The organism is Mycobacterium sp. UNC410CL29Cvi84 (assembly GCF_000686745.1).
Lineage (GTDB): Bacteria > Actinomycetota > Actinomycetes > Mycobacteriales > Mycobacteriaceae > Mycobacterium > Mycobacterium mucogenicum_B.
In genome coordinates this window covers 58575-70587 of record NZ_JMLM01000016.1, presented here as the reverse complement: position 1 = coordinate 70587, position 12013 = coordinate 58575, and the positions used below count along the sequence as shown (strand labels likewise).

At 68.6% G+C, this 12013-nt stretch carries 9 protein-coding genes; 6 read left to right on the top strand and 3 right to left on the bottom strand.

The annotated features are described in order from the left end of the window. Positions 1-322: 322 nt before the first annotated feature. Positions 323-2152, bottom strand: a complete 1830-nt coding sequence (locus tag BR47_RS0121735; protein WP_029120761.1) for a phosphoenolpyruvate carboxykinase (GTP) — start codon at positions 2150-2152, stop codon at positions 323-325. A 216-nt stretch (positions 2153-2368) separates the two neighbouring features. Next, the gene (locus BR47_RS32215; protein WP_141772284.1) at positions 2369-3364 is read right to left on the bottom strand and encodes a hypothetical protein; all 996 of its coding nucleotides are present in this window, start codon (positions 3362-3364) and stop codon (positions 2369-2371) included. Between the two features lie 133 nt (positions 3365-3497). Here BR47_RS32215 and trmB point away from each other — a divergent pair, with 133 nt between their 5' ends. From trmB to mmpL3, 3 genes are all read left to right on the top strand, one after another. Continuing rightward, positions 3498-4301: a tRNA (guanosine(46)-N7)-methyltransferase TrmB gene (gene trmB / locus BR47_RS0121725; protein ID WP_029105677.1), complete on the top strand. Its 804-nt coding sequence runs from the start codon at positions 3498-3500 to the stop codon at positions 4299-4301. A 14-nt stretch (positions 4302-4315) separates the two neighbouring features. After that, entirely contained in the window at positions 4316-4996 is a 681-nt protein-coding gene (locus BR47_RS0121720) for an NYN domain-containing protein (protein WP_225433812.1), read from the top strand. 97 nt (positions 4997-5093) lie between these two features. Next, the gene (gene mmpL3 / locus BR47_RS0121715) at positions 5094-8081 is read left to right on the top strand and encodes a trehalose monomycolate exporter MmpL3 (protein ID WP_029120759.1); all 2988 of its coding nucleotides are present in this window, start codon (positions 5094-5096) and stop codon (positions 8079-8081) included. Here mmpL3 and BR47_RS31110 read toward each other — a convergent pair. Next, positions 8041-9213 (bottom strand): AI-2E family transporter, encoded by a 1173-nt coding sequence (locus tag BR47_RS31110; RefSeq protein WP_036421339.1) that lies wholly within the window; start codon positions 9211-9213, stop codon positions 8041-8043. The two genes, mmpL3 and BR47_RS31110, sit on opposite strands and share 41 nt — an antisense overlap. A 95-nt stretch (positions 9214-9308) precedes the next feature. Between BR47_RS31110 and BR47_RS0121705 the strand changes: the two genes are divergently transcribed. The 3 genes from BR47_RS0121705 to BR47_RS0121695 are packed head-to-tail and all read left to right on the top strand — an operon-like array spanning position 9309 to position 11989. Next, on the top strand, positions 9309-10430 hold the full coding sequence (locus BR47_RS0121705) for a lysylphosphatidylglycerol synthase transmembrane domain-containing protein (protein ID WP_020103410.1): 1122 nt from the start codon (positions 9309-9311) through the stop codon (positions 10428-10430). Then, positions 10417-11628 (top strand): M23 family metallopeptidase, encoded by a 1212-nt coding sequence (locus tag BR47_RS0121700; protein ID WP_029120758.1) that lies wholly within the window; start codon positions 10417-10419, stop codon positions 11626-11628. Before BR47_RS0121705 ends, BR47_RS0121700 begins: the two co-directional genes overlap by 14 nt. Continuing rightward, entirely contained in the window at positions 11618-11989 is a 372-nt protein-coding gene (locus BR47_RS0121695) for a DUF3054 domain-containing protein (protein ID WP_020103408.1), read from the top strand. The genes BR47_RS0121700 and BR47_RS0121695 overlap by 11 nt, the downstream gene beginning before the upstream one ends. Positions 11990-12013 lie beyond the last annotated feature (24 nt).

Below are 12013 nucleotides of genomic sequence, written 5' to 3'. Positions count from 1 at the left end.
GAGCGAGGACAGGGCCGTCGACCGTCCTCGCTGACCCTGTGGCCAGGGTCCTCGCCACTCGCACTTTCCCGCCCCCAGCGCAGAGTCAACCGTCTGGCCACGTTCACCCTGCGCCCAGGGTCCTCGCCACTCTCACTTTCCCGCCCCCAGCGCAGAGTCAACCGTCTGGCCACGTTCACCCTGCGCCCAGGGTCCTCGCCACTCGCACTTTCCCGCCCCCACCGCAGGATCAACGAAGAGGCGCGGTGAAGTAGCCCCAAAAACACAACAACCCCCGATCTCCTGGGAGACCGGGGGTTGTGTGGTTGCGTGGGAGAGAGCCTTAGGCCTCTTCAGCCAAGCGGTGCTTGAGGGCGTCGAACTCGTCCTTGATGCCGGTCGGCAGCTTCTCGCCGACGAACTCGAACCACTCTTCGATCAGCGGCAGCTCGTTCTGCCACTCGTCGACACGCACGGCCAGCGCCTCGTCGACGTCGGCGGCCGACACGTCCAGACCCTCCAGGTCCAGGTCCGCGGCGGTGGGAACAATGCCGATCGGGGTGCTCTTACCCTCGGCCTGGTGCTCGATGCGCTCGATGGCCCACTTCAGCACGCGGCTGTTCTCGCCGAAGCCCGGCCACAGGAAGCGGCCGTCGTCGCCACGGCGGAACCAGTTGACGAAGAAGATCTTCGGCATCTTGGACTCGTCGGCGTTCTTGCCGATGTTGATCCAGTGCTGGAAGTAGTCACCGACGTGGTAACCGAGGAACGGCAGCATGGCCATCGGGTCGCGGCGCACGGTGCCGACCTTGCCCTCGGCGGCGGCGGTCTGCTCGGAGCCCAGGGTGGCGCCGATGAACACGCCGTGCTGCCAGTCGCGGGCCTGCGTGATCAGCGGCACGGTCGTCTTGCGGCGGCCACCGAACAGGATCGCCGAGATCGGCACGCCCTGCGGGTCGTCCCACTCGGGGGCGACCGACGGGCACTGCGAGATCGGGGTGCAGTAGCGCGAGTTCGGGTGCGCCGCTTTGGTTTCCGTCTCGCGCAGGATCCAGTCCTGGCCCTTCCAGTCGATGAGGTGCTCCGGCTCGCCTTCCAAGCCCTCCCACCAGACGTCACCGTCGTCGGTCTTGGCGACGTTGGTGAAGACGGTGTTGCCGGCGGCGATGGTCTTCATGGCGTTCGGGTTCGACGACCAGTTGGTGCCCGGCGCGACGCCGAAGAAGCCGAACTCGGGATTGACGGCGTACAGGCGGCCGTCCTTGCCGAAGCGCATCCAGGCGATGTCGTCACCGACGGTCTCGGCGCGCCAGCCCGCGATGGTGGGCTGCAGCATCGCGAGGTTGGTCTTGCCGCAGGCCGACGGGAACGCCGCAGCGATGTAGTACGCCTTGTTCTCCGGGGAGATGAGCTTGAGGATCAGCATGTGCTCGGCGAGCCAGCCCTCGTCGTGCGCCATGGCCGAGGCGATGCGCAGCGAGTAGCACTTCTTGCCCAGCAGCGCGTTGCCGCCGTAACCCGAGCCGTAGCTCATGATCTCGCGGGTCTCGGGGAAGTGGGTGATGTACTTGGTCTCGTTGCAGGGCCACGGCACGTCGGCCTGGCCCGGCTCCAGCGGCGCACCGAGCGAGTGCAGCGCCTTGACGAAGAAGCCGTCGTCACCGATCTTGGCCAGCGCCTTGGCGCCCATGCGGGTCATGGTGCGCATCGAGACGACGACGTACTCCGAGTCGGTGATCTCGACGCCGAGCTTGGGATCCTCGGCGTCCAGCGGGCCCATGCAGAAGGGCACGACCCACATGGTGCGGCCGCGCATGGAACCGCGGTAGAGGTCGGTCATGATGCCGCGCATCTCGGCCGGGTCCATCCAGTTGTTGGTGGGGCCGGCGTCCTCTTCGCGCTCCGAGCAGATGAAGGTGCGCGACTCGACACGGGCGACGTCAGACGGATCCGACAGTGCGAGATACGAATTCGGCTGCTTGTCTTCGTTCAGCTTCTGGAACGTGCCGGCGGCGACGAGGTGAGCGGCGAGGCGGTCATACTCCTCTTCCGAGCCGTCGGCGAACATCACCCGGTCGGGCTGAGTCAGCTCCGCAACTTCACGCACCCAGGCGAGCAGCCCGGCGTGATTGGTCGGAGCGGCGTCGAGACCGGGAATGGTCGCTGAGGTCATCAAATTCTCCTGCTCGCAAATCGCAGCTATACCTCTTTAGAGGTTAACGTGAGTGACATACAAGTGGACAATCGGGCCGCTGTCCGATCTCTCACAAGAACGATTCAGAAAGCCCAATCGGCGCTCCTGAACCCGCAGGTAATGCGTTTGAGGGCGCCGACGGGCGGTTACTCGTCAGTAGCGCGACGGCCTCGATGGGCACAATTCGTAAAGCGGTCAATTTTTCGTTTTGTGATGTGCGGACGCCAAGCCCGCCTGCGCCTCCAGTAATCGGTACGCCAGTTCCTCTTCACTCGCCTGCCGCGCCGCCGCGACGGCGGTCCCGACCCACCGGTCCAGCACCGCCCGCCGGTGCAGCCGGGCGCGGCCGCCGATGACCGCCACGGTCAGCGCCAGACCGAGCGCCAATCCCACGAGACCGCCGACGCCGTCGGGCACCCCGGCCAGCCCGGTCGCCATCCTGGCCAGCCCCAGTGCCGCGCCGAGACCGAAACCCGCGCCCAGTACGAGCCCCAGCCACATCTCGTCCGGGCGCTGGGCCGGCACCGGCCCGGGGACGACGGGCACCGGCCACCGGTCGGCAGGCCCGGGAGCGCCCAGCGCGAGGGCGGTGTCGTCGCGGAGCCGCTCGGCCACCTCGGCCAACCGCTCGCGGGCACCGGCTTCGAAACTCCCGGCCGCGGCCCGCCGGGACGGCGCCCGGGCGAGCAGATCGGCATGCAGGTCGCCGTATCGCCGACGGGAGTCGCGGACCAGCTCCAGCCGGATGCGCTGCAGTTCCAGCCGGGACGTCACCGGCCCCGCACCGGCGCGCGCGAGCAGCCGCAACGACCCCCGGCTGACGTCTGCGGCACAGCGACGGTGCAGGTCAGCGGGGGTACGACGGCCATAGCGTCGCCAGTGCAGCGCCCGCCGCAGGTGGGCGTCGGGGTCCATGGCGGCGTCGACCACCAAACCGTCGGCCACCAGCGCTGCCGTCGCCGCGGCGGTCCGCAGGGCCGCTATCGCGTCGGACGCCAACCACCGGTACACCCGATCGTCGTCCAATTCGCTTGCCGCCCAGGCAATCTCGCCCAAGACGGCACAGATCGACCGGTACCGGCCGGCGGCGTCGCCCACATCGGGGCCCACGACGACGTGCGCCAGCCCCGGCACCTCGTCCGTCAGCCCCCGCAGAGCAGCTGTGAACCGCCGCCAAAGATCCCCCGACACCACGTACCCCCGGTGTTCTTCCCACCACCCCACCCGAAGCCATCGTCGCACCTCCGCGCAGGTGTGACCGACGCCGTTTTCCAGGCAACTGTTGGGTATCAATCTGCACCACGATGCGGGCTCTCACAGCCGAATGAGAGACGATGGACGGATGTATGCCCAGCGCGAGGACGACGCTGCCTCGTCGGCCGGCGCCTCGGCGGCCGAAAACGAACCGGCCGCCGAAACCACCGCCGCGCCCACCCACCAGCACCGCCGCGTCACCAGCTTCCGGTCCCGCCGCTCGAGCCTGTCCACCAAGCAACAGAGCACCTGGGACCGACGGTGGCCTGAGCTGGGCAAAGTCGCCCGCTCGGACGACGGCGAGCCCGCCCCGCTGATCGACACCGCCGCCTGGTTCGGCCGCACCGCGCCCGTGGTGCTGGAGATCGGTAGCGGCACCGGCATCTCGACGCTGGCCATGGCACAGGAGGAACCACACCTCGACGTCATCGCGGTCGAGGTCTACCGCAAGGGCCTGGCCCAGCTGCTCGGCGGCGTCGACCGGGCCGGCCTGACGAATGTGAGATTCGTCCGCGGTGACGGCGTCGATGTGCTGGAACACATGATCGCCCCGGGCGCCCTCACGGCGGTGCGGGTGTTCTTCCCGGATCCGTGGCCCAAGGCCCGTCACCACAAGCGCCGGCTGCTGCAGGCCGAGACGGTGGCGCTCATCTCCAGCCGGCTCAGGCCCGGCGGCATCCTGCACGCGGCCACCGACCACGCCGACTACGCGGTGCAGATCGCCGAAGTGGGCGACGCCGAGCCGACACTGAAGCGCACGTCGGCCGACGCCGACCTGCCGATCTCCGTCCAGCGGCCCACGACCAAATATGAGGCGCGGGGCATGCGGATGGGCAGTCCCATCACCGAGCTCATCTGGGAGAAGCCCGAGTGACGATCACCGAGGCCATCCCACAGGTCAAGCCCTACCCGCCCACCCCGCCGCCGGGCCCCCGGCCGCACCGGGTGCTGCTGGTCTGGGACGCACCGAACCTCGACATGGGCCTCGGGTCGATCCTCGGCGGCCGTCCGACCGCCGCCCACCGGCCCCGCTTCGACGCGCTGGGCCGCTGGCTGCTGGCCCGCACCAGCGAGATCGCGAACGGCCGGCGTCCGGACCAGCCGCCGGTGTCCCTGGAGCCCGAGGCGACCGTCTTCACCAACATCGCCCCCGGTAGCGCCGACGTCGTGCGCCCCTGGGTGGAGGCCCTGCGTAACGTCGGTTTCGCGGTGTTCGCCAAGCCGAAGACCGACGAGGACAGCGACGTCGACAGCGACATGCTGGCGCACATCGCGCTGCGCCGCAGCGAGGGTCTGGCCGGCATCTATGTGGCCTCTGCCGACGGCCAGGCGTTCCGCCAACCGCTCGAGGACATCGCCCACGACGGCACTCCCGCGACCGTCGTCGGATTTCGCGAACATGCCAGTTGGGCGTTAGCGTCGGATACCTTGGACTTCGTCGACCTGGAAGACATCCCTGGTGTCTTCCGGGAGCCGCTGCCGCGAATCGGCCTGGATTCGCTGCCTGATCAGGGCGCCTGGCTGCAGCCCTTCCGGCCGTTGTCCGCGCTGCTGAGCTCGCGCGTTTAGGAAAAACTACAGATGACGTGTGCGGTGGCTGAAAATGGCAACCTCTTAGAGAGTGCCTTTGAGCAGGACTTTATGCAGATAATCGTGAGGAGCTGACGTGTTCGCCTGGTGGGGTCGAACGGTGTACCGATTCCGATACATAGTGATCGGTGTCATGGTCGCACTGTGCCTTGGTGGCGCCGTGTACGGGTCCAGTCTCGGCGAGCATGTCACGCAGAGTGGCTTCTACAACGAGGGCAGCGAGTCCGTCGCCGCGTCGGTGCTCGGTGACGAGGTCTACGGCCGCGACCGGACCAGCCTCGTGGTGGCCATCCTGACGCCGCCCGACGACAAGAAGATCACCGACCCGGCGTGGCAGAAGAAGGTCAGCGGCGAGCTGGACACCTTCGTCAACGACCACAAGGACAAGGTGGTCGCCTGGGTCGGCTGGCTGAAAGCGCCCAGCGACGGGCTGAAGAAGATGACGACGCAGGACCTGCGGCACACCTTCATCACCGTCCCGCTCAAGGGCGACAACGACGACGCAATCCTGAAGAACTACCAGGCCGTCGCCCCTGACCTGTACAAGGTCAACGGCGGCAACATCAAGCTGGCCGGTCTGGAGCCGCTCGCGAGCGAGCTGACCGGCACCATCGGCACCGACCAGAAGCGCGCCGAGCTGGCGATCGTGCCGCTCGTCGCGGTCGTGCTGTTCTTCGTGTTCGGTGGCGCCATCGCTGCCGCACTGCCCGCGATCATCGGTGGTCTGACCATCGGTGGCGCGCTCGGCATCCTGCGGTTCACCGCCGAATTCGGGCCGGTGCACTTCTTCGCCCAGCCCGTCGTCACCATGATGGGCTTCGGTATCGCCATCGACTACGGCCTGTTCATCGTGAGCCGGTTCCGAGAAGAACTGGCCGAGGGCTACGACGTCGAGGCCGCGGTCCGAAGATCCGTCATGACCTCGGGCCGGACCGTCGCGTTCTCCGCGGTGATCATCGTCGCGTCGTCGCTGCCGCTGCTGCTGATCCCGCTGGGCTTCCTGCGGTCCATCACCTACGCGATCATCGCGTCGGTGCTGCTGGCCGCGTTCCTGTCGAACACGGTGCTGCCCGCGGTGCTGGGCATCCTCGGCACCAACGTCGACGCCCTGGGCGTGCGCACCCTGCTGAAGGTGCCGTTCCTGGCCAACTGGCCGTTCTCGCGCAAGATCATCGACTGGTTCGCCGAGAAGACGCAGAAGACCAAGACCCGCGAAGAAGTCGAGAAGGGCTTCTGGGGCAAGTTGGTCAACGTCGTGATGAAACGGCCGCTGGCGTTCGCCGTACCGATCACCATCGGCATGATCCTGCTGGTCATCCCGCTGGGACAGCTGGCCCTCGCCGGTATGAGCGAGAAGTACCTGCCGCCGGACAACTCGGTCCGGACCGCGCAGGAGGAGTTCGACCAGCTCTTCCCCGGCTTCCGCACCAACGCCCTGACCCTCGTCATCAAGAGTGACAACGGCCAGCCCGTCACCGATCAGCAGATCGCCCAGGTGCGGGCCAATGCCGGCACCGTCAGCGGGTTCGTGACGCCGGACGGCAACGACAAGTCGAAGATGTGGGCCGAGCGGACCTACCAGGAGGGCGGCAGCAAGGACCCGTCCGTCCGGGTGCTGTCCAACGGCCTCATCAACAGCGGTGACGCCGGCGAGAAGATCAACGAACTGCGCGCCCTGCAGGAACCGCACGGTGTCCAGGTGATGGTCGGCGGCACCCCGGCGCTGGAGCAGGACAGCATCAGCACGCTGTTCGAGAAACTGCCGCTGATGGTCGCGATCCTGGTGATCACCACGACCGTCCTGATGTTCCTGGCGTTCGGCTCGCTGGTGCTGCCCATCAAGGCCGCCCTGATGAGCGCCCTCACCCTCGGCTCGACGATGGGCATCCTGACCTGGATGTTCGTCGAGAACGGGCACGGGTCGGGGTTGATGAACTACACCGCGCAGCCACTGATGGCGCCCATGATCGGCCTGATCATCGCGGTCATCTGGGGTCTGTCGACCGACTACGAGGTCTTCCTGGTGTCCCGCATGGTGGAGGCCCGCGAGCGCGGCATGTCCACCGCCGAGGCCATCCGGATCGGTACCGCCACCACGGGCCGCCTGATCACCGGTGCCGCGCTGGTGCTGGCCGTCGTCGTCGGCGCCTTCGCGTTCTCCGACCTGGTGATGATGAAGTACCTGGCATTCGGTCTGCTGATGGCGCTGCTGCTCGACGCCACCGTCATCCGCATGTTCCTGGTGCCGGCCGTCATGAAGCTGCTCGGCGACGACTGCTGGTGGGCGCCGCTGTGGATGAAGCGGGTCCAGCAGAAGCTGGGTCTCGGCGAGACCGAGCTGCCGGACGAGCGCAAGCGTCCCGCGGTCCGCGAACCCGAAGATCCGCGTGCCCTGGTCGGCTCCGGTGCTCCGGTCCGGCCGCCGCACGATCCGACGCATCCGGCCGCCGGCCAGCGCGCCGTGCCGACCCGGATCAACCCGGGCCAGCCGCAGCCGCCGAGTCAGGCACCGACCAACCGGATGCCGAGTGCTCCGCCGCAGCCGCCGGCTCCGCAGGCCCCGCCCGCGGTGCCGGAGGCTCCGTCCACCGAGCCCGCGACCACGCGGTTCAGCGCCGCCAAGGGCGCCTTCCGCAACGTGGTGTCGAATGTGACGCGCGCCGTCACCCCGCAGAACGGGGACCCGACGCCGCCGACCACCGCGATCGGCGACCCGGCGACCACCGCCTTCGGTCCGGCCTCCGAGCCCGCCACCACGGCGTTCCGCGCGCCGGGCGCGGCCCGTCCCGCCGAGCCGGGCCAGGGTCAGGGCGCCAGCGGCAACCGGGAAATCGAGTCGTGGCTCGGGCAGCTGCGCGGCAACATCAGCGCTTCCGGGCCGCAGATTCAGACGCCGTCAGACGCGCCCGGCGATCAGGGCAACGAGCCGACCACGGCGTTCCGCGCCCAGCCGGCCGACGCTCCCGACGCCACCGAGAAGATCGATACCGCTGAAACCCAGCGGCGCGGTACCGGCGGCGGGGTCAGCGCTGCGGATCTGCTGCGCCGGGAGGGCCGTCTGTAGCAGGCGGCGTGGCCCCTTGCGACACCGTCGCGGCGGCCACGGGCCCGGCTTCGGCGAGTAGTTCGGCTTGTTCGGCGTCCGGATCGCTGGCGACGAGCACGCGGATGGCGCTGTTGAGGAACGCGACGATCGGCACGGCGATCAGTGCGCCGATGATGCCGGCGGTGACCCCGCCACCGGCGATCGCCAGCACGACGGCGAGCGGGTGGACGGACACCGCGCGGCCCATCACGATGGGCTGCAGCACGTGGGCCTCCAGCTGCTGCACCGCGATGATCAGGCCGAGCGCGATCAACGCGTAGATCCAGCCCTTGGCGATCAGCGCCACCACCACTGCCACGAAACCGGTCAGCACGGCACCGACCAGCGGGACGAACGCGCCCAGGAACACCAGGGATGCCAGCGGCAGGGCCAGGGGCACTCCCATGATCGCCAACCCGGTGCCGATGCCGACGGCATCGACCAGAGCGACCACGAACGTCGCGCGGACATACCCGATCAGCGAGCCGAATCCGGCCCGGCCGGCATCCCGCACCCGGTCCCGGACCGTGGCCGGGAAGATCCTGGTGACAAAGGCGTAGATGTCGCGGCCGCCGTGCAGCAGGAAGATCAGGGTGAACAGGACCAGCAGCATCCCGGTGATGATCTCGGTGAGCGCGCCGGCGGTGGAGAAGACCCCGCTGGTCAGCTTGGCCTGATTGTTCTTCAGGGCGTCGATGGCGGTCTGCCCGACGCTGTTGATCTGATCGCTGCTCAGATGCAGGATCGGGCCTTCGGTCAACCATTTACGAGCGCCGTCGATGCTCTTGGCCACCTGCTCGACCAGCGCCGGGGCGCCGTCGATGAACTGGAAGACGACGAACGTCAGGATGCCGCCCATCACCACGATGGAGCTCAGCAGCATCACCGCGACGGCCGCACCGCGCGGCAGTCCGCGCCGGGTCAGCAGGTCGACCGCCGGCAGCAGGAACGCCGATGCCAGCGTCGCCAGCAGCACCGGGACCACGATCACCTCGAGCTTGACGACGACCCACAGCACGGCGAGCACCGCGCCGAAGATCGCCAACAACCGCCATGACCAGGCTGCGGCTTTACGTACCACTGGATCGACCGCTGCGTCGGCTTGTGACATGGGCGCCAGCGTAACGCCGCGGGATGACGCCGGGGGGTTGCGCAATGCGCCCGCACACGGCGCGCCGTACACGACACGCCGTTTACTCTGTATGCGTGTCACACGACGCGTCGACCGACCCTTGGACGGCCGCCCGGCCGCAGGGTCGGCCCCGCGGCAAGTACTGGTGGCTGCGCTGGGTTCTCATCGGCATCGCCGTCGTCGTGCTGACTGTCGAGGTCGTGATGGTTTGGGAACAGCTGGCCAAGGCGTGGCGCAGCCTGTTGTCGGCGACGTGGTGGTGGGTCGCCGCCGCGGCCGTCGCGGCCCTGGCCTCGATGCACAGCTTCGCGCAGATTCAGCGCACCCTGCTCCGGTCCGCCGGGGTCCAGGTCAAGCAGTTGCGGTCCGAGGCCGCGTTCTACGCCGGCAATGCGCTGTCCACGACGCTGCCGGGCGGCCCGGTGCTGTCGGCCACGTTCGTCTACCGCCAACAGCGGCTGTGGGGCGCCTCGCCGTTGGTGGCCTCGTGGCAGCTGGTGATGTCCGGGGCACTGCAAGTGGTCGGCCTGGCCCTGCTGGGCCTGGGCGGGGCATTCCTGCTCGGCGCGAGCAAGAACCCGCTGTCACTGATCTTCACGATCGGCGGTTTCGTGGCGCTCCTGCTGCTGGCCCAGACCGTCGCCGCCAATCCGCAGCAGATCGACGGCATCGGCGTGCGGCTGCTGTCGTGGTTCAACTCGCTGCGCGGTAAGCCCGCCGACACCGGCCTGGACGGCTGGCGCCGCACCCTGAATCAGCTGGAGTCCGTGAGCCTGAGCCGCCGGACCCTGACCGTCGCATTCAGCTGGTCGCTGTTCAACTGGATCGCCGACGTCGCGTGCCTGGCCTGCGCGGCGTACGCCACGGGCGGGCATCCGTCGCTGGCAGGTCTGACGGTCGCGTACGCCGCGGCGCGCGCCGTCGGGGCGATTCCCCTGATGCCGGGCGGGCTGCTCGTGGTCGAGGCGGTGCTGGTGCCCGGCCTGGTGTCCAGCGGCATGACGCTGGCGGCGGCCATCTCGACGATGCTGATCTATCGGCTGGTCAGCTGGATCTTCATCTCGGCGATCGGCTGGGTGGTGTTCTTCTTCCTGTTCCGCACAGAGAAGGACTTCGACCCGGACGCGCCCGAAACCCCGGCCCCCGCACCGGGTGCGCCGCCCGGCGGCCCCGAGACGTCGCATGATTCCGGGTAGCCGGCCGGCGGCGGCACTACTGCTCGCCGCCGCGCTGACGTCCTGTACGGCGGTACCGAAATCGGTCGAGTCTTCCTCTCCCCCAACGGCTTCCGCGGGCGCCGAGCCGATCGTCACGCCCGTCCTCGTCGACGTCGTGGCCGAGCCCGTCCCCGTCCCGGCGACCGACGGGAAAGTACATCTCGCGTACGAGCTGCTGCTCACCAACACCTCACCCGAGCCCGTGACGGTGGATTCGATCGCAGCCGTGGGACCCGCCGGGCCGCTGCTACAACTGTCCGGCGCCGGCCTCGCCTACTGGACGCGGACCATGGGCACCCGGGTCAGCACCAACGATCTCGGCCCCGGGCAGCGGTCGATCGTCTGGCTGGACGTCAAACTGGACGCGGGAAGTGCGGTACCCCAACACCTTTCGCACCGCGTGGTGGTCAAGGTGCCCAAGCCGATGCCGCCGCTCGTACCGCCGGTGGTCACCGAGAACGTCGCGCCCATGTCGGTGTCCGACCACAAGCCCGTCGTACTGGACCCGCCGTTGCGCGGCTCGGGCTGGCTCGACGCCAACGGCTGCTGCGACATGACGCCGCACCGAATGGCCCTCAACCCGATCGACGGAAAGCTCTGGGCCGCAGAACGATTCGCCATCGACTACGAGCAGCTACGGGCCGACGGGCAGCTGTTCAGCGGGGACCGCGCTAAGACCGACAGCTACCTGTACTTCGGCTCCGACGTGCACGCCGTCGCGGACGGCCCGGTGGTGGCGGTTCTCGACGGCCTGCCCGAGCAGGTGCCCGGCGTCGACCCGACCGGCCTCACGCTGGCGCAGTACGGCGGCAACCACGTCGTCCAGGACATCGGGAACGGCAACTTCGCCTTCTACGCGCACCTGAAGACCGGCACCGTCAAGGTCAAGCCGGGTGACCGACTGACCTCCGGGCAGGTGCTGGGCAACGTCGGCAACACCGGCAATTCCAGTGCGCCGCACCTGCATTTCCACGTGATGAGCGCATCCGATCCGCTGCGCGCGGACGGCCTGCCCTTCGTCTTCCGCTCGTTCAAGCTCACCGACCGACTGGCCAACATGGCCGCCGTCGACGCACTGGAGGCCGGCGGTCCCCCGCGGCTGGAACCCGGCTTCACCGCCCGAGCCGAAAACAATGTCAGCCCACTGAATCTGGACGTGATGACCTATGACAACTGAGCAGGCCACCGGAAATCGCAGCGCCGCACTGGCTTTCTTCACCGACGTGGTGTTGGTGGTGATCTTCTGCGCCATCGGCCGGCGCAGTCACGCCGAGGGCATCACCGTGGCCGGCGTGGCGCACACGAGCTGGCCGTTCCTCACCGGAACCGTGGCGGGCTGGGCGCTGTCGCGGGGCTGGCGCCGCCCCGCGGCGCTGAACCCGACCGGTTTGGTGGTCTGGGTCAGTACCGTCGTGATCGGCATGCTGCTGCGCAAGGCCTCGGCTCAGGGCGTCGCGGTGAGTTTCGTGATCGTCGCCTCGACCGTCACCGCCGTCTTCCTACTCGGCTGGCGCGGCCTGGCTCGCCTCCGCAAGTGATTTGTGCACGAAAATCCGCGCCTA

Coding starts and splice junctions, on each gene's coding strand:
- BR47_RS0121735 (WP_029120761.1), bottom strand. CDS start 2,152: ATGACCTCAGCGACCATTCCCGGTCTCGACGCCGCTCCGACCAATCAC.
- trmB (WP_029105677.1), top strand. CDS start 3,498: ATGAGAGACGATGGACGGATGTATGCCCAGCGCGAGGACGACGCTGCC.
- BR47_RS31110 (WP_036421339.1), bottom strand. CDS start 9,213: ATGTCACAAGCCGACGCAGCGGTCGATCCAGTGGTACGTAAAGCCGCA.
- BR47_RS0121700 (WP_029120758.1), top strand. CDS start 10,417: ATGATTCCGGGTAGCCGGCCGGCGGCGGCACTACTGCTCGCCGCCGCG.
- BR47_RS0121695 (WP_020103408.1), top strand. CDS start 11,618: ATGACAACTGAGCAGGCCACCGGAAATCGCAGCGCCGCACTGGCTTTC.